This is a genomic window from Kitasatospora sp. GP82, from assembly GCF_029892105.1.
In the GTDB taxonomy this organism is placed as follows: domain Bacteria; phylum Actinomycetota; class Actinomycetes; order Streptomycetales; family Streptomycetaceae; genus Kitasatospora.
The window spans coordinates 119,415-139,735 of the sequence record NZ_JARZAJ010000004.1; the positions used below are offsets into that span (position 1 = coordinate 119,415).

General features: G+C 71.4%; 14 protein-coding genes and 1 pseudogene. 8 read left to right on the forward strand and 7 right to left on the reverse strand.

Annotated elements, in window-relative coordinates:
* The first annotated feature begins 47 nt into the window (after positions 1 to 47).
* Genes sdhC through P3T39_RS05480 form a run of 4 tightly spaced genes read left to right on the forward strand, consistent with a single transcriptional unit; the run spans position 48 to position 3,476 of the window.
* Positions 48 to 428, forward strand: a complete 381-nt coding sequence (sdhC, locus tag P3T39_RS05465) for a succinate dehydrogenase, cytochrome b556 subunit (protein ID WP_280696194.1) — start codon at positions 48 to 50, stop codon at positions 426 to 428.
* Positions 429 to 433: 5 nt separating this feature from the next.
* Positions 434 to 925, forward strand: a complete 492-nt coding sequence (locus tag P3T39_RS05470; RefSeq protein WP_280696195.1) for a succinate dehydrogenase hydrophobic membrane anchor subunit — start codon at positions 434 to 436, stop codon at positions 923 to 925.
* Between the two features lie 35 nt (positions 926 to 960).
* Entirely contained in the window at positions 961 to 2,703 is a 1,743-nt protein-coding gene (sdhA, locus tag P3T39_RS05475) for a succinate dehydrogenase flavoprotein subunit (protein ID WP_280696196.1), read from the forward strand.
* Complete coding sequence (locus P3T39_RS05480) at positions 2,703 to 3,476, forward strand: succinate dehydrogenase iron-sulfur subunit (RefSeq protein ID WP_280696197.1); 774 nt, start codon at positions 2,703 to 2,705, stop codon at positions 3,474 to 3,476. Before sdhA ends, P3T39_RS05480 begins: the two co-directional genes overlap by 1 nt.
* Before the next feature lie 72 nt (positions 3,477 to 3,548).
* Here the strand turns inward: P3T39_RS05480 and P3T39_RS05485 are convergent, their stop codons facing one another.
* Positions 3,549 to 3,788 (reverse strand): hypothetical protein, encoded by a 240-nt coding sequence (locus P3T39_RS05485; protein ID WP_280696198.1) that lies wholly within the window; start codon positions 3,786 to 3,788, stop codon positions 3,549 to 3,551.
* A 190-nt stretch (positions 3,789 to 3,978) separates the two neighbouring features.
* On the opposite strand from P3T39_RS05485, the gene P3T39_RS05490 reads away from it, so the two are divergent.
* On the forward strand, positions 3,979 to 5,193 hold the full coding sequence (locus tag P3T39_RS05490) for a D-alanyl-D-alanine carboxypeptidase (protein ID WP_280696375.1): 1,215 nt from the start codon (positions 3,979 to 3,981) through the stop codon (positions 5,191 to 5,193).
* Here P3T39_RS05490 and P3T39_RS05495 read toward each other — a convergent pair.
* From P3T39_RS05495 to P3T39_RS05515, 5 genes and pseudogenes are all read right to left on the reverse strand, one after another.
* Entirely contained in the window at positions 5,190 to 6,038 is an 849-nt protein-coding gene (locus P3T39_RS05495) for a class I SAM-dependent methyltransferase (protein WP_280696199.1), read from the reverse strand. The genes P3T39_RS05490 and P3T39_RS05495 overlap by 4 nt on opposite strands.
* Positions 6,039 to 6,075: 37 nt before the next feature.
* On the reverse strand, positions 6,076 to 6,990 hold the full coding sequence (locus P3T39_RS05500) for a YihY/virulence factor BrkB family protein (RefSeq protein WP_280696200.1): 915 nt from the start codon (positions 6,988 to 6,990) through the stop codon (positions 6,076 to 6,078).
* A gap of 140 nt (positions 6,991 to 7,130) precedes the next feature.
* Positions 7,131 to 8,885, reverse strand: a complete 1,755-nt coding sequence (locus P3T39_RS05505) for a hypothetical protein (RefSeq protein ID WP_280696201.1) — start codon at positions 8,883 to 8,885, stop codon at positions 7,131 to 7,133.
* A 179-nt stretch (positions 8,886 to 9,064) separates the two neighbouring features.
* The gene (locus P3T39_RS05510; protein WP_280696202.1) at positions 9,065 to 11,086 is read right to left on the reverse strand and encodes a hypothetical protein; all 2,022 of its coding nucleotides are present in this window, start codon (positions 11,084 to 11,086) and stop codon (positions 9,065 to 9,067) included.
* 509 nt (positions 11,087 to 11,595) lie between these two features.
* Positions 11,596 to 12,447 (reverse strand): annotated as a pseudogene (locus P3T39_RS05515) (glycosyltransferase); the annotation flags it as partial.
* A gap of 314 nt (positions 12,448 to 12,761) precedes the next feature.
* Between P3T39_RS05515 and P3T39_RS05520 the strand changes: the two are divergent.
* The 3 genes from P3T39_RS05520 (at position 12,762) to P3T39_RS05530 (ending at position 19,794) form a co-directional block, all read left to right on the forward strand.
* Positions 12,762 to 13,397 (forward strand): methyltransferase, encoded by a 636-nt coding sequence (locus P3T39_RS05520; RefSeq protein WP_280696203.1) that lies wholly within the window; start codon positions 12,762 to 12,764, stop codon positions 13,395 to 13,397.
* Positions 13,398 to 13,526: 129 nt separating this feature from the next.
* Entirely contained in the window at positions 13,527 to 17,147 is a 3,621-nt protein-coding gene (locus P3T39_RS05525; protein ID WP_280696204.1) for a bifunctional glycosyltransferase family 2 protein/CDP-glycerol:glycerophosphate glycerophosphotransferase, read from the forward strand.
* Between the two features lie 214 nt (positions 17,148 to 17,361).
* Positions 17,362 to 19,794 (forward strand): CDP-glycerol glycerophosphotransferase family protein, encoded by a 2,433-nt coding sequence (locus P3T39_RS05530; RefSeq protein WP_280696205.1) that lies wholly within the window; start codon positions 17,362 to 17,364, stop codon positions 19,792 to 19,794.
* On the opposite strand, the gene P3T39_RS05535 is transcribed toward P3T39_RS05530, so the two are convergent.
* Positions 19,753 to 20,151 carry a stealth conserved region 3 domain-containing protein gene (locus P3T39_RS05535; protein ID WP_280696206.1) on the reverse strand — a complete coding sequence of 133 codons (399 nt, stop codon included), beginning with the start codon at positions 20,149 to 20,151 and terminating at the stop codon, positions 19,753 to 19,755. The two genes, P3T39_RS05530 and P3T39_RS05535, sit on opposite strands and share 42 nt — an antisense overlap.
* Between the last annotated feature and the right edge of the window lie 170 nt (positions 20,152 to 20,321).

Consider the following 20,321-nt stretch of genomic DNA (forward strand, 5'->3'; position numbering starts at 1 on the left):
GACACCGAAGCCGGCCGAGCCCCCAATCCGCTTCCGGAGGGTTTTCCGTGCCGGCTGGAACGCTGTACCGCGGCCGGGAAGGCATGTGGAGCTGGGTGGCTCATCGAGTCACCGGCGTCCTCATCTTCTTCTTCCTGTTCGCACATGTCCTCGACACCGCGTTGGTGCGGGTGTCGCCGCAGGCGTACGACTCCGTCATTCAGACGTACAAGACGCCGCTGGTGAACCTGATGGAGTACGGCCTGACCGCCGCCATCCTGTTCCACGCCCTCAACGGCCTGCGTGTCGTCGCGGTCGACTTCTGGGCCAAGGGCCCGAAGTACCAGAAGCAGATGCTCTGGTCCGTGGTCGGCATCTGGGTCGTCCTGCTGGCCGGCGCCTTCTACCCGATCCTGCAGCACACCCTTCGCACCTGGTTCGGGGGCTGATCCCGATGGCTACTGAGATCTCCGACACGCTGGTCGTCCCCTCCGCCCACGCCCACACGGGCCAGGGTCTGGGCACCGGCAACCCGGCCGACGCGTTCGTCGTCGAGCCGGCCCGTACCCGTACGAAGAGGACCCCTCGCCGTACGCGCACCAACTTCGAGATGCTCGCCTGGCTGTTCATGCGCCTGTCGGGTGTCGTGCTGGTCGTCCTGATCCTGGGTCACCTGCTGATCAACATCGTCCTCGACGGCGGTGTCTCCAAGATCAGCTTCGCCTTTGTGGCCGGCCGCTGGGCCTCGCCGTTCTGGCAGGGCTGGGACCTGCTGATGCTGTGGCTGGCCATGCTGCACGGCGCCAACGGCATGCGCACGGTCATCAACGACTACGCCGAGAAGGATTCCACTCGCCTGTGGCTGAAGCTCCTCCTCGGTGCCGCGACCGTCTTCACGGTCCTGCTCGGCACCCTGGTGATCTTCACCTTCGACCCGAACATCTAATTCGGTAAGCGACCCGGACGAGGCGACAAACCCCCATGCAGATTCACCAGTACGACACCGTCATCGTCGGCGCGGGCGGCGCCGGCATGCGCGCGGCCATCGAGTCGACGCAGCGCGGCCGCACCGCGGTGCTGACCAAGCTCTACCCCACCCGCTCCCACACCGGCGCGGCTCAGGGCGGCATGTGCGCCGCCCTCGCCAACGTCGAGGAGGACAACTGGGAGTGGCACACCTTCGACACGGTCAAGGGCGGTGACTACCTGGTCGACCAGGATGCCGCCGAGATCATGTGCAAGGAGGCCATCGACGCCGTCCTCGACCTGGAGAAGATGGGTCTCCCCTTCTCCCGGACCGACCAGGGCCGGATCGACCAGCGCCGCTTCGGCGGGCACTCCCGCAACCACGGTGAGGCCCCCGTCCGCCGGTCCTGCTACGCGGCGGACCGCACCGGCCACATGATCCTCCAGACGCTGTTCCAGAACTGCGTCAAGCACGGTGTCGAGTTCTTCAACGAGTTCTACGTCCTCGACCTGCTGATGAACGAGGGCAAGACCGCGGGCGTCGTCGCCTACGAGCTGGCCACCGGCGAGATCCACGTCTTCCAGGCCAAGGCGGTCGTCTTCGCCTCCGGCGGCACCGGCAAGATGTTCAAGGTCACCTCGAACGCCCACACCCTGACCGGTGACGGCCAGGCCGTGGCGTACCGCCGGGGCCTGCCGCTGGAGGACATGGAGTTCTTCCAGTTCCACCCGACGGGCATCTGGCGCATGGGCATCCTCCTCACCGAGGGTGCGCGTGGCGAGGGTGGCATCCTGCGCAACAAGGACGGCGAGCGCTTCATGGAGCGCTACGCCCCCGTCATGAAGGACCTCGCGTCCCGTGACGTCTGCTCGCGTGCCATCTACAGCGAGATCCGCGAGGGTCGTGGCTGCGGTCCCGACGGCGACCACGTCTACCTGGACCTGACCCACCTGCCGCCGGAGCAGCTGGACGCCAAGCTCCCGGACATCACCGAGTTCGCCCGTACCTACCTCGGTATCGAGCCCTACACGGACCCGATCCCGATCCAGCCCACCGCGCACTACGGCATGGGCGGCATCCCGACCAACGTCGAGGGTGAGGTGCTGCGCAACAACACCGACATCGTCCCCGGCCTGTACGCGGCCGGCGAGGTCGCGTGCGTCTCGGTGCACGGCGCCAACCGTCTGGGCACCAACTCGCTGCTGGACATCAACGTGTTCGGTCGCCGCGCGGGCATCGCCGCCGCCGAGTACGCCGACAACCACGACTACGTCGAGCTCCCGGCCGACCCGGGCAAGCTCGTCCAGGACCTGGTCGACGGCCTGCGTGAGTCCACCGGCACCGAGTCGGTCTCGCAGATCCGCAAGGAGCTGCAGGAGTCCATGGACACCAACGCGTCCGTGTACCGCACCGGTGACACCCTGAAGCAGGCCGTCGCCGACATCGCCGGGCTGCGCGAGCGGTACAAGAACGTCGCCATCCAGGACAAGGGCATGCGCTACAACACGGACCTCCTCGAGGCCGTGGAGCTGGGCAACCTGCTCGACCTGGCCGAGGTGCTGGTCGTCTCCGCGCTGGCCCGCGAGGAGTCCCGCGGCGGTCACTTCCGCGAGGACTTCCCCAAGCGCGACGACGTGAAGTTCATGCAGCACACCATGGCGTACCAGGAGGTTGCCGAGGACGGCACCACCTCGATCCGCCTCGACTACAAGCCGGTCGTGCAGACCCGCTACCAGCCGATGGAGCGTAAGTACTGATGAGCACTCCGACCGTGGAGAAGCACTCGGCCGCTCTGGACGCGGCCGAGGCCGACGGCACCCAGCTGATCACCGTCACCCTCCGGATCCGCCGGTTCAACCCGGAGGAGCACCCGGACCCGGTGTGGGTCGACTACCAGCTCCAGATGGACCCCAAGGAGCGCGTCCTGGACGCTCTCAACAAGGTCAAGTGGGAGCAGGACGGCACCCTCACCTACCGTCGTTCCTGCGCGCACGGCATCTGCGGCTCCGACGCCATGCGCATCAACGGCCGCAACCGGCTGGCGTGCAAGACCCTGCTCAAGGACGTCAACCCGGAGAAGCCGATCACGATCGAGGCCATCAAGGGCCTCGCGGTCCTCAAGGACCTGATCGTGGACATGGACCCGTTCTTCCAGGCGTACAAGGACGTCATGCCGTTCCTCATCACCAAGGGGAACGAGCCGACCCGCGAGCGCCTGCAGTCCCAGGAGGACCGCGAGCGGTTCGACGACACCACCAAGTGCATCCTGTGCGCCGCGTGCACCTCGTCCTGCCCGGTCTTCTGGAACGACGGCCAGTACTTCGGCCCGGCCGCGATCGTCAACGCGCACCGCTTCATCTTCGACTCGCGCGACGAGGGTGCCGAGCAGCGCCTGGAGATCCTCAACGACCGTGATGGCGTCTGGCGCTGCCGGACCACCTTCAACTGCTCCGAGGCCTGCCCCCGCGGCATCGAGGTCACCAAGGCGATCCAGGAAGTGAAGCGAGCGCTGGTGACTCGCCGCTTCTGATCGCCTGGACGATCACCTGAACAACGCCTGAGGCCCCGTCCGACCGGACGGGGCCTCAGGCGTTGCTGCTCGTCAGCGCTGCTTTCGAAGTCCTCGGACGCCGATACTGCCGACCAGGAGGCCGAGGACCATGGAGGTGATGGCGAGGAGGAGGTGGATCCAGAAGAAGGCGGTGGGCTGGGAGTGGTCGCCGCCGGTGAAGGCCTGGCCGCCGGAGTCCTTCCAGAGGTTCTTCACGAAGGTGGTCCAGATGATCAGGGACCAGACGCCGAAGGCGGTGAGGAACCAGGAGGTGCGGCGGCTGAGCTTCATGGGAAGTCCTTGGACGGGTGGGCAGACGGGTCACCGTCCAGTATGAGGAGTGCGCCGGTCAGCCGAGTGACCGGCACTCGTTGGGGGGACGCTTTCGGCGCGGCGACCGACCGCCCGGCACCGCGGGTACGGTCACCGCGTGCTCCCAGTCAGTCACTTCACGTACCGCTGTGCGGTCGTCGCCACCGCCATGTCGTTCTGCGCCGCCACGGCGGCTCCCCGGGATGACCAGCCCCCGCCGGGGATGTCGGCACTCGGCGGCGCCCGGCTGGCACAGCCCGGGGTCCAGGTGGCCCCCGGGGCCGGGGCGCCCGCGCTGCCGGCCGGCCTGACCGGCCGGTCCTGGCTGGTCGCGGACGCCGGAACGGGCGACATCCTGGCCGCGCAGAACGCGCACTGGCGGCTGCCCCCGGCCAGCACGCTGAAGATGCTGTTCGCCGACACCGTCCTGCCGAAGCTCCCGCGCTCGACGGTGCACCGGGTCGCTGCCGAGGAGCTGAAGAACCTCGGCGCCGGCAGCAGCCTGGTCGGCATCAAGGAGGACCTCGACTACCGGGTCGAGGATCTGTGGCGCGGTGTCTTCCTGCGCTCGGGCAATGACGCAGTGCACGTCCTCGCCCATATGAACGGCGGGATCGAGCAGACCGTCGCCCAGATGCAGGCCCGCGCGGAGGTGATGGGTGCCCGCGACACCCATGTGGTCTCCCCCGACGGCTACGACGAGGACGGGCAGCTCTCCTCGGCGTACGACCTCACACTGTTCGCCCGTGCCGGGCTGCGCAACGCCGACTTCCGGTCCTACTGCGCGACCAAGGTGGCCGTGTTCCCCGGCGCCCTCGACCAGGCCACCGGCCGGCGCACCAGCTTCGGCATCGCCAACACCGACCGGCTGCTGGGCCGCTACCCCGGTCTGATCGGGGTCAAGAACGGCTTCACCACCAAGGCCGGTGCCACCTTCGTCGGGGCCGCCGAGCGCGGCGGCCGGACGCTGCTGGTCGCGGTGATGCACCCGGAGTCGTACATGAAGGTCTACGACGAGACGGCGGCGCTCCTCGACTGGGGCTTCGCGGCGGCCGGGAAGGTCGCCCCCGTGGGGCAGTTGGTGGAGGATTCGGCGGGGAAGGACGACGCCGCGGCCCAGACGGCCAGGGCCGCACAGGCCGGTGGGCCCGCGAAAACGGCGGCGGTGCGGCGGGACGAGGCCGGGGTGGGCGGCTGGGTCGCGGCCGGGCTGTGCGGGCTGGCCGGGATGGCCGGGATGGCCGCGCTGCTCCGTCTGCTGACGAGGCGTCGCCGGGCCCGGCGGCTCTGGCCCGGGACCCCGTCCGAGACCGGCACCGAGGCCGTGGGCGCAACCGCCGTGGACCCCGCTGAGCACGCAGAGTCTCGCCCGGGCAGGGCCTAGCGTGCGGCCAGGCGGCGGCGGAGGGCTCGGGTCGCGATCGGGGGGAGGAGGTCGAGGGCGAGGCGGCGGGTGGTGGAGCGCCTGGGCGGCTGCGGGGCGGGCCCGGCGGGTTCGTCCCAGGCGAGGCGGTGGACGGTGTGGCCGGCGATGGTCTCCTCGTCCATCCGGTACCCCTCGGCGCGCCAGTCCCGGGTGCACAGCTCGTGCCGGGCGGCCTCGGCGTCACCCCAGGTGCCGTAGAACTTCTCGGGTGTCAGGCAGACGGGCCGCAGGCCGTGGTCGAAGACCGCCTGCCAGACCGCCGCCGCGACGCCCGGTGTGTGCTCGGAGCGGTAGTCGTCCAGGCTGACCAGGCCGTTCGGGCCGAGCGCGGCCCTGGCCACCTGGATGTCGTCGGCCACGTGCTCGTACAGGTGCGAGGCGTCCACATGGACGAAGCGGCAGCTCCCGGCGGGAATGCGTCCGTCGGCGAGGACCGAGGTCGGGGCCTGGATCACCGTGGGCAGCCGGCGGTGGAAGGCCAGGTAGTTGGCCTCGAAGGCCCGGCGGGTGAGGGTGTGCCGGTAGGACATGGACATCTCGGCGGAGTTGTCATCGTCCGGTGCATCGGAGTCGAAGAGGTCGCAGACGGTGAGCGTCTCGCCGGGCCCGAGGTGGCCGCCGAGCAGGATCGCGCTGCGGCCGAGATAGGTGCCGAGCTCCAGGATGTCGCCGGTGGTCCCGGCGGCGGTCTGACGGTCCAGCAGCCAGTCGAAGACCTGCTGGTCGGCCTTCCAGAACCAGCCGGGAACGTCGTCCGGAGTACGGGGGGTGGGGTTGCCGGGGTCGGCTTCTGTGGTGATCACGGAGTGGGTCCAGGGGGGGGTGGCGGGGCGTGGGCGGTCAGTCGGAGGTGGCGGCCGCGAGGGCGGCCCTGGCCTGTTCGGCGGCGCGTTCGCGGGCGGCCTCGGGATCGGCGAGGGCGGTCCAGGAGACGCAGTACATCAGCAGCCGGGAGACGAAGTTGATCCAGAGCAGCAGGGCGACCGGGACGCCGAAGGCGCCGTACAGACTCCTCCCGGCCACCCTGTTGAGGTAGGAGGAGAGCAGTACCTTGAGCACCTCGAAGCCGACCGCTCCGATCAGCGCACCGGTCAGTACCGCGCTGCGGTGCTGGCCGCCGATCCGGGGGAACGGACCGAGCAGGTAGGCGAAGAGCACCAGGTCGGAGGCGACCGCGATCAGGAAGCCGACGGCGGTCAGCAGGTAGCGGCCGGGACCGTCACCGGCGAGGCCGATCCGCTCGGCCACCCGCTGGGCCAGGCTGCTGCCCACGGCGGAGGCACCCAGGGAGACGGTGGTGACCAGGCCGAGACCGACCAGGACCACGCAGTCCCAGACCTTTCGCTGCACGAAGTTGGCGTTCTCCTCGGGCAGTTGCCAGATGTCGCGGATCGAGCCGCGCATGGTGTCCACCCAGCCGAGGCCCGAGACCAGCAGGACGACGCCGCTGATCACCCCGATGGTCGCGGCGTTGGCGACCAGAGCGTTCAGGTCGAGTGCGCTGGACAGGCCGGGGACCTGCCGGCCGATGTCCTTCTGCAGCTGCTGCACCCGGGAGGCGGAGAGCGTACCGGCGGCGATGGCCAGGGCCACGGTCAGCAGTGGGAAGAGGGCGAGGAAGCCGAAGAAGGTGACGGCTCCGGCGAGACGGTTGCCCCTGAGTGCGGTGAAGTGGGCATATGCCAGGTACGGGCGGCTGCGCAGCACCCGGGCGACGAGCGGGCCGATCACCGGCAGTCGGGTCAGGAATTCCATCGGCACGCTCCCGCCCCGCCGGGGCAGACGAAAGGGACAGAGCAGACAGCAACCCTGTATATCCCGGCAGGTCGGCCGGACGGGATACGGCACTCCGAGTTCACGTCATCAGCAGCATCGGCGGCCTGGACCCTGCGGTCCTACTCCGGTGACGGCGGCTTGCCGCCGCAGTAGGCGGTCCAGTTCTTGAAGTCGACGTTGCCGCACCAGAGCCGGGTGTCCTTGCTGTCCTGCGGCCGCCAGTCCTCGTGCGGAGCGGTGCAGGTGTGCCCGGGGGCGTAGCGCGGGCAGCTGCCGTCGGCGCGTTCCAGGGTGTGCGAGCGCCAGGCGTCGATGCCCATCGTGCCGGTCTGCGGCACGGCGGGCATGTACCGGTTGGCGGACCACGAGGCGGCCATCGCGCCGAAGACGGCCAGCGCGCAGAGCGATCCCGCCGCCAGCCGTCGGCCGAGGAACCGCGGCAGCCGTACCGGTCGGCCGGGGGTCAGCCGCAGCCAGGCGGTGCGCAGGGCACCGGAGAGCAGCATCGCGGCGAGCACGGTGAGGACGATCAGCGAGTACAGGATCAGCCAGGTGGTGCGCGGGTAGAGCATCACGGCCTGGTCGCGCTGCATGTGCCCGGCGAACCAGAAGCGCAGCACCCAGGCGCTGACCAGGCAGCTGAGCGCGGCGATCACCGGAGGCCGGCGCAGGCCGAGCGCCAGGGCGAGACCGAGGCCGGCCAGCACGAGCAGCGAGAAGGTGGTCTGCCCGGCCAGTTCGCCGGGCGGTGGCCAGGCCCAGGCGGCGGGCCAGCCGGAGCGGTCCGAACGCCAGCCGAGGACGTACGCCGGGTCGGTGTAGACGTCGAAGTAGGCGTAGCGGTCGACGGTGCTGGCACCGTGCTCGGCCAGCTTGAGCAGGAGCGGGGATCCGACGGCGGCCGCAGCGGCCCCCGTGGCGCCGAGCAGTGCGGCGGCCCTGGCCAGCGCGGCTCTGCCCTGCCGCCACGGGACCAGAACCAGGACGGCGACCAGGACACCCGGGGTGGACCAGACGAACCAGCCCGAGTAGACCAGGAAGAGCAGGCCGAGGACGGCGCCGAGGGCGGCGCCGCGCAGCAGGGCGGCGCGGACGGTCCGGCGGCCGGCGAGGACGAGTTCGGTGAGCAGGCGGCCGATCAGCGGCAGCAGCACCACCATCACCAGGTGGCTGTACGGCCGGATCGGGTCGAGGAAGAGGATCGCGGCGGGCAGGGCGAGGACGAGTGCCCAGACGGGGCGGAGCAGGGTGCGCCAGGCGAGGTAGCAGAGTGGGCCGAAGACGGCGCTGAGCAGGAGTTGGAGGTCCTTGAGGGCAAAACCGACGTGGCCCTGGCGTAGGTACTTGGCCCACGCGGCAAGCAGCACGATGAAGCCGGGCGGGTAGACGTCGGGCAGTCCTTCGCCGCGCAGGAAGGAGGCGGCGTAGCCCTGGAGAGTGCCCGGGTCGCCGTCCTGACCGCCGAGGCCCCAGGGGGTGCCGCGCAGGGCGACGGCGATGCCGCCCGCGACGATGCCGGTACCGAGTCCCGCGACGGCGGCGCAGCCGAGCCGGAGCACCAGCCCGTAGCGGCGGTCCTCGGCCCGGTGGGCGGCCCGCACGACGGCGGCGAGCAGCGGGATCGTCAACAGGGCGGCCCGGAACTGGAGTTTGGCCAGGCCGCTGACCTGACCGACCCTGATCATCGGGTCCACCTGGATGTTGCGGGCCCAGACCATGAAGCCGACGGCGAGGACGAGTGCGACAGCCGCCTCGGCCGAGGCGGCGAGCAGCCGTCGGGCGGGTGTTCTGGGCCGGGGCGGGGAGGCGGGCGATGGCGGGTCGGGCGGGATGAGCCGGGGTTCGTCGGGTGCCTCGGCGACCACGTCGGGCATGCTGCTCCGTTTCCGTCGGGAGGTGACGAGTAGTGCGGGTGGCGCGGCCTCACCGTCGGGCGGCGCCGGGCAGTCCTCCGGCACTGCGCCCGGCGTAACGAGACATCACCCGAGTGGGGTACTGAATCGGGGCTTCTTTCGCCCTGACGGGCATTGCGGAAAGCATTGTTGACGGTCCGTCAGTCATGGTCGCCCGGGCTTTCGGTGACGACCGGGCGACCGTCCCCGCCGTAGCGGACCAGGGCGATCTCCAGTCGGCCGGGGCGGTCCGGTCCGGCGAGGCGTTCGGTGTCGGCGGCGAGCTCGGGGTCGTCCAGGTAGACCCGCAGCGGGACCGACGAACTGTCGGCGAAGTCCACGATCTGCTGCGGGCTGCGGCGCCAGCGGCCCCAGATCCAGGCGCGCCACGAGCAGCCGTTGTCGCGGGCGAGGACACCCAGCCAGAGGTTGCCCTCGTAAAAGCGCGGGTCCTCGCCCTGGCGGGGCTCGGTGAGCAGGACCCCGATCCGGGGGTCGGGCACCGGGCGGGTGGCGTTGACGGCCGTGACCAGGGCGGCACTGAACGGGGCGGCACGACCGCCGTGCCGGTAGACGGCACCGCTGCTGTCCTGCCAGCCGCTGCGAGTGATCCACTTGTCGGGCTGGGCGTTGAGGACCAGGACGGCCAGCAGCGCGAAGGCGGCGGTCCCGGCCCAGAGCGCACGCAGCGGCCGGCCCGCGCGGGCCCGCCACTCGGTCGTGCCCACCGTGGGGCTGCGCCGCTCGGGCGACCCGAACAGCGGCACCACGGCGGCGGCGAGCGCGATCACACCGACCACGACCAGTTGGTGCAGCAGCTTCTCGTAGTAGTACGCGGTGCTCCCGGTGCTGGCGATCTGGTACTCCCGCAGCGACAGCGCGAGCCCGGCCACCGCCAGAACGGCGCAGAGTGCGGCCCGCCGTACGGAATTGCGCCGGGCGGCCCGGGTGAGCAGGCCGAGAACGGTCAGTGCGAGCAGCGGCAGCAGCAGGTGCCGGGCGATCGGATAGACCGCGCCCGGCATGGCCAGGACGGAGGCCGAATCCGCCTGCTGCCAGTTGGCGAGCACGGGCAGTGCCGCGGCCGCACCGGTGAGTACGGCGGCGGCCGACGCGGCCCGCCGCACGGGGCGCCAGCGGCGCCGGTGCACCACCGCCCAGATCAGCAGCAGCGGGACGGCGGCGCCCAGCAGCAGGTAGTACACGAAGGAGAGGCCGACGGTCAACGAGCCCATCAGCAGCAGCTGTTCGCCCGGCCGGGCGAGCGGGCGCAGGACCAGCGCGGTGAGCAGGGCGAACAGGGCGAGCCCGAAGATCTCGCTCTCGAAACCCGCGAACAGCAGCGGCGTCGCCTCGACGAGCACCAGGTAGCCGCCGGTCAGTGCGCACAGCGGCAGCACCGCCCAGCCGCCGAACGCCGGTCCGGCCACCCGGCACACCGCCCAGAGCGCGGCCGCCACGCAGGCGGCGAGCAGGGCTCCGACGAGCAGGGTGAAGGCACCGAGGCTGACGAGTGCCTCCGGCGTCGCGGTGCCGCCCCTGGCGAAGGCGGTGAGGACGGCGAGGACCAGGTGGCTGCCCTGCGGATAGCTCTGGAAGCCGTCCTGGAGGGCGACGGCGGCCTGCTCGCGGTGGAAGACCAGGTAGCCGCCGAACCGGAGCACGCTGTCGTACAGCGCGAAGTGCCTGGCCAGGTCCTCGCCGTGGAACAGGGCGGCCAGACGGCCGGTGGCGTCCTTGTCGAGCAGCGGGCCGAGGTAGAACCAGCCGACGGCGGCGACCGCGAGCAGCAGCAGGCGGTCGGCGAGGGGGAAGCCGGGGCGGATGCACTGAGGACGCGTCAGTACGGCTGCGGCGAGCGGCAGGACGGTGGCCTCGGCGAGGGCGACCGGGTGCAGGCCCCAGGGCCAGAGCGAGGCGAGGACGCCCAGCAGACAGCACCAGCCGGTGAGCAGCCCGGCGGACAGCGCCAGCCGGTCGAGCACGGTGAGGCGGGAGCGGAACTGGAGAGCAGTGAGGCCCCAGAGCAGGGCGAGGGTGAGCAGGTCGGCCCGGAGCAGATGGAGCAGCGGCGGAGCGACCAACAGGGCGGCGGCCACGGACAGCAGGGCCGGGTCGAGGCGGCCGGGGCGGGTGCGGTGGACCTCGGAGTCCTTGGGAGCCTTGGTGACCGCGTCCGGCATGGTGGCCCGCTTCCGTCGGTTCCGTCGGGAGGTGGGGCGGAAACGGTGAGCGCGCGGCCTGGCGCTCCGCCGGCGAGGCGGCCCCACCGGACCGAGGTTGGCACAGTCCGGGCCTCCCCTCCATCACCGTTCGACTCCCACCGGCGACGACCACCCGCATGGACGACGGATCTTGCGCGCGCGAACAACCCCCTACGAGGGTGCACGGTTACGCGGAAAGGCCTGCCATGCACCACCAGGGGCGCGGGGAACTGCGCGAACGACCCCTTGCGAAGGTGCACGGTTGATCAATGCAGAGGCTCGCGCCCCTGAGACAGTGCCTGGCTGCCGCCGGCCGCGGGGGTCGGCCGGAGACGGCGGGCGGCTCGGGCGGCGGCGTGGCGGGTGCGGGCCAGCGCCCGGACGCTCTGGTAGGTCAAGTAGCGTCCCCGACTGAGGAGTTCGGCGCGGACTCCGCCACTGCCCGGTGTGGACCGGTAGCCGGCCGGCCGCAGCCGGGCGCAGTGCCGGGCGGCGCGGCGGAAGTACTCGCGGCGGTCGCCGGGCGGGATCCGGCCCGGCTTGCTGATCACGGTGTTGAGGTGGTGCAGCATCCGCCCGTACACCACGGCGCGCCAGCGGGCCAGGTCCTGGCGGCGGTCGAGGAAGGCGAAGACCAGGTCGTACTGGTCGAAGACGTCGAAGTGCCGGCGGGTCGCGGTGGCGAGTATGTTGCCGCCTCCCTCGCGCTGGCGGTAGTGGACGCCGACCCGGTCGAGCATGGTGATCCGGCGGGCGGCGAGCATGGCGGGGAAGGTCCAGGGGGTGTCCTCGTAGTACCCGGCCGGGAAGGTCAGGCCCTGTTCTTCGATGTAGCTGCGGCGGTACGCCTTGTTCCAGACCACCATCAGCAGTTCGAGCAGGTCGGGGCGCTGGTCGAGGTCGAAGACGTCCGGCCCCCGGCGGGCGAAGACGGGGGCCGAACTGCTGCGGACGACGCGGCCGTCCCAGTACGAGCGGGCGTAGTCGTAGACCAGGACCTCCGGGTCGGCGCAGTCGTTCAGCCGGTCCTCGACGGCCGCGAGCAGTCCGGGGGTGAGCGTGTCGTCGCTGTCCAGGAAGAGGACGTAGTCGCCGGTGGCCTGTTCGAGCCCGGCGTTGCGGGCGCGGCCGAGGCCGACGTTCTCCGCGAGGTGGACCACCCGGATGCGCCCGTCCTGTTCGGCGGCCCGGTCCAGGATGCCGCCGCAGCCGTCGGGTGAGCGGTCGTCAACCGCGATCAGCTCGAAGTCCGCCCAGGACTGGGTGAGGACGGATTCAAGGCACTCGGTCAGAAATGCCTCGACCCGGTAGACCGGGACGATCACGCTGAAACGGGGCATTGGTACTCATTCCAGGGGGACGCGAAGGCCGCCGGAGTTCACCGGACGCCGGGGCGGCACAGGCCTGGTGCGGCCTGGGAAACCGGTCGCGGCGCAGCCCTCACGGAGCCTTCCCGCACCCCCGAGCGGCCTCGACCGACTGTGCCATCAACGCCGTAACGAGCCGGCGGAGTCTCGGTTACCTCCGTCGTACCTTCGGGTGAATCGCGCGCACGAGGACCGCCTGGCACCTCTACTCTCCGTGACAGCTCCATCGCACACCTACCGCGCCGCGTCCGGGAGATCCCGCGTCGGCAGCCTGGGGAGGCCCCGCCATGTCCGAAGTCCGCGAGCCGCAGCAGCCCGGCTCCCCCAAGGGGGGTGCCACCGCCGACGCCGCCTACACCGAGCGGCTGGTCACCCTGGAGCAGTCCGGCTTCAGGCGGCTGCTGCCCGCCCAGGCTCCGTACCGCTGGAACCTGCGGCGGCTCGGTCTCGGCCGGGTGCTGGACGTCGGCTGCGGGGTCGGCCGCAACCTCCAGCACTGCGCGGTGGGCAGCGTCGGCGTGGACCACAACGAGACCTCGGTGGCCACCGCCCGGGCACGCGGTCTCGAGGCCTACACCGCAGCCGAGTTCGAGGCCGATCCGCAGCTGTCCGGGCCCGGGGCCTTCGACGGCATGCTGGTCGCCCATGTGCTGGAGCACCTGGACGCGGCGACAGGTGAACAGTTGCTGAAGAGCTACCTGCCGAGCGTGCGCCCCGGCGGCCGGGTCGTCCTGATCACCCCTCAGCCGGCCGGGTACCGATCGGATCCGACGCACGTCCGATTCGTGGACTTCGACGGCCTTCGCGCGCACGCCGAGCAGGCCCGGCTGACGGTGGAACGCCGGTACTCCTTCCCGTTTCCGCAGTTCGCGGGGAGGTTCTTCAAGTACAACGAGTACGTCCTGGTGGCCCTCGTCCCCTGAGCACCGGCGGGCCCCGACCGCCGTCGGCGGGCCGCCGGAACGCCCCGCGCCGAGCCCGGCTCGGCTCCCCGAAACGGTTACTTCCGGGCTGTACTATCCGCCCGTGTTGCCAGCCCCGGACCTCCCCGGTTGGCCGACGCCGCTCTGGCCCTGGCCGCCAAGATCCCCGATGAAAGGCCCGCGCAGCCGATGCCTCCCCGCCTCTCCGTCGTCGTCCCGATCTACAACGTCGAGCGCTATCTGGAGGAGTGCCTGGACTCGATCGCGGCGCAGACCTTCCCCGACTTCGAGTGCGTCATGGTGGACGACGGGTCCAAGGACGGCAGTGCGGCCATCGCCGAGGCGTACGCGGCCAAGGACCCCCGGTTCCGGCTGGTGCGGCAGGAGAACAAGGGCCTCGGTGCCGCCCGCAACACCGGCTACCGGCACCTCGGCAAGGGCACCGAGTTCCTCGCCTTCGTGGACAGTGACGACACCCTGCCGCCCAGCGCGTACGAGCTGATGATCGGCACCCTGGACGAGACGGGATCCGACTTCGCCACCGGCAATGTGCTGCGCTTCCGCGCCGTCGGGTACTACCCGTCGGGCGGGCACCGCAAGCCGTTCAAGGAGACCAGGCTGCGGACCCATGTCACCGAGATCCCCTCGCTGGTGACCGACCGGACCGCGTGGAACAAGGTGTACCGCCGCTCGTTCTTCGACGCCGCCGGCGTGCTCTACCCCGAGGGGATCCTCTACGAGGACGCGCCGGTCAGCGTGCCGCACCACTTCCTGGCCGGCAGCGTCGACGTGCTCTGCGAGCCGATCTACCACTGGCGCGAGCGCGAGGTCGGCGAGATGTCGATCACCCAGATGCGGACCAACCCCAAGGGGCTGATCGACCGGGTCAGGTCGATGGAGCTGGTCCGCGCCTGGCTGCTGGAGCAGCGCGACGCCAAGTACCGCCGCTATCTGCGCTCCTACGACGAGAACAACCTGGTCGAGGAGATCCCGATGTTCTTCTGGTCGGTGCTGGAGGGCGACCAGGACTACCGGGACGCCTACCGGGAGCACGTCGGCCGACTGCTGCGCGCGATCGGCCCCGAGCAGGTCCGCAGGCTGCGGGCGCCGCTGCGGCTCAAGTACCACCTGACCCTGCAGGGGCGGATGGACGAGTTCGTCGAACAGATGCGCTTCGAGAAGGACAGCAACGGCGCAGCCCCCGCCCGCGGCCTGCTCCGCCCGTACGCCGACTACCCCTTCCTGCGCGGCGGCCGCAGAAGCGTGCCCGCCGAGGTGCTGCGCCTGGACAACGCGCTGGTGATGCGCAGCCGGCTGTACGAATCGGCCTGGGAGAACGGGAAGCTGCGGATCGGCGGGCACGCCTTCCCCGAGCACCTGGGCGCCGAGCACCGGCACGACATGGTCAAGGTGCTGGTGCTGCGCGAGGCCAAGGGCCACCGGGTGCTCGCCGTACAGACCAGGACGGTGTACAGCCCGGAGGCCACCGCCTCCTCCCCGCACGATCTCTACAACTGCGACTGGGCCGGGTTCACCGCCGTGATCGACCCCAAGCGGCTCAAGCACCGGGGCCGTTGGCGGGACGGCTCCTGGCGGGTGCTGATCGCGGGCGTCGGCAAGGGCGGTGTCTACAAGGGCCGGATCTCCGGCGGCTGGAGCGACACCGCCGAGTACCCGCCGGTGCACTGGGTCGAGGACGACGTGCGGATCGTGCCCTGGCTCAAGGACAACCACGTCTACCTGCGGGTCGAGCAGGTCCGCGCCCGTGCGGTGCAGGTGGCTTCGGCCTCGGGCGAGGTTCGGATCACCGGGACGGTGCGGTCCGGGGCCGATCTGGCCGGGGCGAGGCTGCGGCTCAAGCACGTCGAGTCCGAGCGCGAGCTGCTCTTCCCGCTGGAGCTCGGCACTCCCGCCGGACGGCACATCCCGTTCACGGCCGGCTTCGCGATCCGGGAGCTGACCGCCGTCCGGGCCGCCTGGGACGCGCTGGACCCGGCCGCCGCCGACCGGCTGCGCGACCGCTGGGACACCGAGCTGCTGCTGCTCGACGGCTCCGCCGTGCCCGTGGTGATAGACGATCGCCGGGCCCCCGCCCAGCTGGACGTACCGATCGAGGACGGGCGGCGGGCGCTCTACTCCAAGCCCTCCCCCAGCGGGTATCTCCAGTTCACCGACCAGGTCCTGCAGCCGGTGGTCGAGGAGGTGGCGGCCGCCAGGGGCGGCGACGGCTTCCTGCTCAGCGGCAGCTTCCCGCTCCCCGGCACGCACCGGTACGAGCTGGTGATCCGGCACAACTGGCGCGAGGAGGAGCACAGTTACCCCGTCGAGATCACCGAGGGCCGGTTCCGGGCCGCGCTGCCCGCCGTGCCCACGGCCTCCTTCGCCGGGCAGGTACCGCTGCGCCGGGGCACCTGGGAGGTCTTCTTCCGGCCCGTCGGTGCACCCGTCGACAGCCCGTGGCCGCAGGTGCTGCTGGCACCCTCCTGCCACGGCTCGCTGCCGCTCGAGGTCGAGGCCAGGGGCAAGCGGATCGCCCTGGAGCGCCGCCGCTACGACTGCCTCTCCCTGGAGTCGCACTCCGACCTGCGTCCGCAGGAGCGCAGCGGCTACCGTCAGCGGCAGCTGCGGGGCGAGTTCCCCGCGCTGCAACAGCGTCCGCTGACCGACACCGTGCTCTACAACGCCGCCTTCGGCACCCGGTACGACGGCTCACCACGGGCCGTGCACGAGGAACTGGTCCGCCGGGGCGCACCGCTGCGCCACCTGTGGACCTCCGACGACCGGCAGTCGGACCTGCCGCAGACCGCCGGAGCCGTCCGGCAGTGGTCCACCGAGTGGTTCGAGGCGCTGGCCACCGCCCGGTACGTGGTGACCAGCACCCACCTGCCCGACTTCTTCGAACGCCGCCCCGGCCAGGTCGTCCTGCAGACCTGGCACGGCACTCCGCTGAAGCGGATCGGGCACGACTTCGAGAAGGTCTGGTTCACCGACGCCCAGTACCTCAAGCACCTGGACCGCGAGGTGGGCCAGTGGAGCCTGCTGGTCTCCGGCAACCGCTGGTCGACTCCGGTGCTGCGCCGGGCCTTCCGCTACCAGGGCGAGATCCTGGAGAGCGGCTACCCGCGCAACGACCTGCTCCTCGCCACCGACCGGGAGAAGACCGCCGAACAGGTCCGCGAGCGGCTCGGCCTGCCCGAGGGCAGGAAGGTGGTGCTGTACGCCCCGACCTTCCGCGAGGACCGGCGCCGACCGCAGGACGGCTACCAGCTGGACCTGCGGATCGACCTGGCCGCCGCGCAGGCGGCACTGGGCGGGGACCAGGTCCTGCTGGTGCGCAGCCATGAGGTGATGTGCGGCCAGATCCCGGGCGCCGGCAACGGCTACGTCTGGGACGTCGGCACCTACCCCGACATGTCCGAGCTGCTCCTGATCACGGATGTGCTGGTCACCGACTACTCCTCGGTGGTGTTCGACTTCGCCGGCACCGGCCGCCCGATCCTCTTCTTCACCCACGACCTCGCCCACTACCGGGACAATCTGCGCGGCTTCAGTCTCGACTTCGAGGCCGAGGCCCCCGGGCCGCTGCTCGCCACCTCGGCCGAACTGGTCTCGGCACTCGGCCGGGTGGACGAGGTGGCCGCCGAGCACGCGGACCGGTACGCGGCGTTCCGGGAGCGGTACTGCGACCTGGACGACGGGCAGGCGTCGGCCCGGGTGGTGGATGCGCTGCTGCGCAGGGGCAGTAGCTGACCACTGGACGGCCCGCTGTTTTTAATAGCGGGCCGTCATATTTTCACTTTCATTTGAAAATTGACCCGCCGGATGAATGTGGTGTGGAATACGGGGATATCAGCAGGGTCTCGATTCCCGCAGCGCGAAGGGCATTCCGGTGCCTCGACCTTCATCCGCCAGATCCCTCGGCTTCTCCATTTCCCTCCCCCGCGTTCCCCTCCCCCGCCGAACGATGCCGGCAGCGCCCGCCGTCCCGGCTCCCCGGATAGGGATCCGCACCGCCGCCTGGGTCGACGGACTGCTCGAACTCGTCGGCCACGCCCACGCCCCCGGACGCAGCGCCGACCGCCTGGGCACCGCCCGCACCCTGATCACCCTCCACCGGCCCGACCAGCGCCGCCTCACCGTGCTGCGCACCACCCCCCGCTATCTCCCCGAGATCACCGACGACCTCGCCGAGCCCGGACTCAACCTGGACTGGGCCGGGTTCACCGTCCGGATCGACCCCGCGCTGCTGCGGCGCGGCGGCCGCTGGGAGGACGGCGTGTGGCGGATCGGCGGCCTGCTGCTGGCCGGGCTGCGGCTCCAGCCGGGCGGCTTCGCCGCCCACTGGTGCGGCTCCGGCGAGTACCCGCCCGCGGCCTGGGTCGCCGAGGGCGTCCAGGCCATCCCGTACTTCCAGGACGACCAGCTGCATCTGCGGGTCGAGACCGCACGGGCCAGGGTCAGCGCCACCCGCGCGGTCGGTGACGGCGTCGAACTGGCCTGCCTGAGCAGCCGGGGGCCCGAGGGGGCCACCGTCCGCCTGGCACACCGCCAGTCCGGGGCCGTCATCGCACTGCCCGCCCTGCCGGGCCCGGCCCTCCCCGGTGGCGGCCGCACCCTCACCGTCCGCATCCCGCTCGGCGCCTTCGAGCAGAGCGGCCGGCCGACGCCCGGCCAGGACGACACCACCCACTGGGATCCGGTCCTCCACTACGCCGACGGCCGGTCGGAACCACTCGTCCTCGACCACCGCTCCGGCGACTGCGCCACCCAGTTCGCGCTGCCCGCCGAAGGCCGGACGCTCCGGCTGAAGCACCTCGCCGACAGCCATCTGCAACTGTGCGAGCAGCCCAGCGTCCCGGTGGTGGACACCCTGGCCCCGGCCGCCGACGGCTTCCTGCTCACCGGCCACTTCCCGCAGCGCGACGACACCTCGTACGAACTCGTGCTGCGCCACGGCGGCGGCTGCGGCGAACAGCTGCTCCCCGTCGAGCCGTTGACGGGCAACCGGTTCCGGGTACGGGTACCGGTCACCGCCCCCACCTCGTACGGCACCCGGCTGCCGTTGCGCAAAGGCGTCTGGGACGCGCTGATCCGGCCCTCGGGCGACGCCGCGCACGAGCAGCGGGTCGTTCTCGGCCCCGACGTCCTGCGCGCCCTGCCGCTCCTGGCCGAGGCCCAGGGCAAACGCATCCTGCTGCAACGGCGCTGGCACGACACCCTGATCCTGGACTCCACCCCCGTACTCCCCGCCGCCGAGCGCAGCGCCCACCGCCAGCTCCACCTGCGCACCCGGCGCTACCCGGCCGCCCGGCAGCGCCCACTGCGCGACACCGTGCTGTACGACGTCTTCGGCGGCCGCGGCTACGCCGACTCACCCCGGGCGATCCACGCCGAGCTGGCGCGGCGCGAACCCGGGCTGCGCCACCTCTGGGCGGTCGACGACGCCCAGGCGGCGCTGCCCGACGGCGTCGAGGCGGTGACGGTCTGGAGCCCCGAGTGGTACGAGGCACTGGCGACCAGCAGGTACCTGGTCGGCAACACCCACTTCCCCGAGTTCGTCGAACGCCGCGACGGGCAGCTCGTCGTCCAGACCTGGCACGGCACCCCGCTGAAGCGGATCGCCCACGATGTCGAGACCGGCTGGCTCGCCGACGACGGCTACCTGGACCGGCTGGCGCGCGAAGCCCCGCAGTGGAGCCTCCTGCTGTCGCCCAACTCCTTCAGCACCCCGATCATGCGCCGGGCCTTCCGCTACACCGGGGAGATCCTGGAGAGCGGCTACCCCCGCAACGACCTGCTCGCCCGCCCCGACCCCCGGCTTGCCGCCACCGTCCGGCGCCGCCTGGGCATCCCCGAGGGCAGGCGGGTCGTCCTCTACGCACCCACCTGGCGCGAGGACGCCCGCCTGGGCGACGGCTACCGGCTCGACCTCCGACTCGATCCGGGCGCCGCCCGCCGCGCGCTGGGCGACGACCACGTGCTGCTGGTCCGCCCGCACTCACACGTCCTGCAACGCCTGCCGGTCAGCGGCGACGGCTTCCTGTACGACGTCGGCGACTACCCCGACACGGCCGAACTCCTGCTGATCGCCGACGTCCTGGTCACCGACTACTCCTCGGTGATGTTCGACTTCGCCAACACCGGCCGCCCGATCCTCTTCTTCACCCACGACCTCACCCACTACCGGGACGACCTGCGCGGCTTCTACCTCGACTTCGAGGCCGAAGCCCCCGGGCCGCTGCTCGCCACCTCGGCCGAACTGGTCGCGGCACTCGGCCGGGTGGACGCGGTGGCCGCCGAGCACGCGGACCGGTACGCGGCGTTCCGCCGCCGGTTCTGCCACCTGGACGACGGCTCAGCCGCCGCCCGGGTCGTCGACCGGATGCTCGCTCTGTGACACCTGGAGGCCGGACTCCCGCCCCGCGCCCGGCAGTTCGAACGGGCCCGGGACCGGGAAGTACGCCTGTAGGAAGCCGACCACCCTGCGGTCCTGCTCCTCGGGCGGGATCCCGTCCAGACGGCCGTCGTTGAGGCAGAAGGTGTCCGAGGAACGGTCGGCGAGCAGCCGCTCCAGCAGCTCCAGACCCGCGTACCTGTCCACGTCCACATAGGTGTGGCCGATCTCGCTCCAGGTCGCCCGAGCGGTGGGATAACCGAAGTGCGCGGCCAGGGTGGTCGGGGCGACATCCGTCCGGGAGCGGAAGACGGAGGCGGAGGTCGCGGCCAGCTCGGCCGGGAAGCGGTGCGCCGACACCTCCAGGTGGCGGACTCGTCCTCGGCCGCGAGCTCTTCGTTCCTCAGCTGCTCGTACGCGGAGACCGCCTCGACCAGCATCCCGGCCGGTACCGTCTCGAAGGTCTCGTCGTGGCCCAACAGATCGGCGTAGCAGTGCTGTTCGGCGAACGCCCCGGCGAGAGCTGCGAG

Excerpts from the sequence above, each read along its gene's own strand:
- P3T39_RS05490 (WP_280696375.1), top strand. The coding sequence starts at position 3,979 with ATGTCGTTCTGCGCCGCCACGGCGGCTCCCCGGGATGACCAGCCCCCG.
- P3T39_RS05480 (WP_280696197.1), top strand. The coding sequence starts at position 2,703 with ATGAGCACTCCGACCGTGGAGAAGCACTCGGCCGCTCTGGACGCGGCC.
- P3T39_RS05505 (WP_280696201.1), bottom strand. The coding sequence starts at position 8,885 with ATGCCCGACGTGGTCGCCGAGGCACCCGACGAACCCCGGCTCATCCCG.
- P3T39_RS05470 (WP_280696195.1), top strand. The coding sequence starts at position 434 with ATGGCTACTGAGATCTCCGACACGCTGGTCGTCCCCTCCGCCCACGCC.
- P3T39_RS05500 (WP_280696200.1), bottom strand. The coding sequence starts at position 6,990 with ATGGAATTCCTGACCCGACTGCCGGTGATCGGCCCGCTCGTCGCCCGG.
- sdhA (WP_280696196.1), top strand. The coding sequence starts at position 961 with ATGCAGATTCACCAGTACGACACCGTCATCGTCGGCGCGGGCGGCGCC.
- P3T39_RS05510 (WP_280696202.1), bottom strand. The coding sequence starts at position 11,086 with ATGCCGGACGCGGTCACCAAGGCTCCCAAGGACTCCGAGGTCCACCGC.
- P3T39_RS05530 (WP_280696205.1), top strand. The coding sequence starts at position 17,362 with ATGCCGGCAGCGCCCGCCGTCCCGGCTCCCCGGATAGGGATCCGCACC.
- P3T39_RS05485 (WP_280696198.1), bottom strand. The coding sequence starts at position 3,788 with ATGAAGCTCAGCCGCCGCACCTCCTGGTTCCTCACCGCCTTCGGCGTC.
- P3T39_RS05520 (WP_280696203.1), top strand. The coding sequence starts at position 12,762 with ATGTCCGAAGTCCGCGAGCCGCAGCAGCCCGGCTCCCCCAAGGGGGGT.